1 pseudogene is annotated in these 563 nt (G+C 64.8%); it reads right to left on the reverse strand.

What is annotated here, in order from left to right:
- Nucleotides 1-125 precede the first annotated feature (125 nt).
- A pseudogene (locus CFP71_RS42775) lies at nucleotides 126-563 on the reverse strand (helix-turn-helix domain-containing protein); the annotation flags it as partial.

A 563-nucleotide genomic window follows, 5' to 3' on the forward strand; every position in this document is an offset into this window, starting at 1 on the left:
GCACACCGCGGCGGAGGCACCGGCAGAAATGGACGCGAATCGCCTTGCACGCATGAGGGCGATTCTCATACCCATCGACCGGATGAACACCATCGGAATCCGGAAATACCCCCGACCGGGTGGTTTCAGGTCCAGCTCCACCGAATTCCGTATTGCCCGGGGAGCGGGTCGAGCGTGATGAACTGAAAAGTGGAGTTCCCCTGGTCGAAGGTCGTCTCTCCGCGTTCTTCCGGCGGTGCCGCGCAGCGCGGCTGGAAGAACGCGACGCATCGCCGGGGCAGGCAGTCCGGCTCGAACTCGATGCTCAACGCGAGATCTCTCGCGGGCCGGAAGATCGCCATCTGAGTGTGCTCGCCGGTCTGTCCCGGCGGGAACCGGACGCCGAACGCCACAAAAGCCAGCTCTCCCGCGGCCAGGGTACGGTCCAGCGTGAATTCGAAGGCGCAGGTGGACGACGGGACGTCCGCGCGGAACCGCGACGGACGACAGCCCTCGGTGAACAGCACCACCGGTTCCCTGGTGAGACTGGAGCAACGGATCACGAACAGGAACCGCGAAGTACC

The organism is Amycolatopsis thailandensis, from assembly GCF_002234405.1.
Classification (GTDB): Bacteria; Actinomycetota; Actinomycetes; order Mycobacteriales; family Pseudonocardiaceae; genus Amycolatopsis; species Amycolatopsis thailandensis.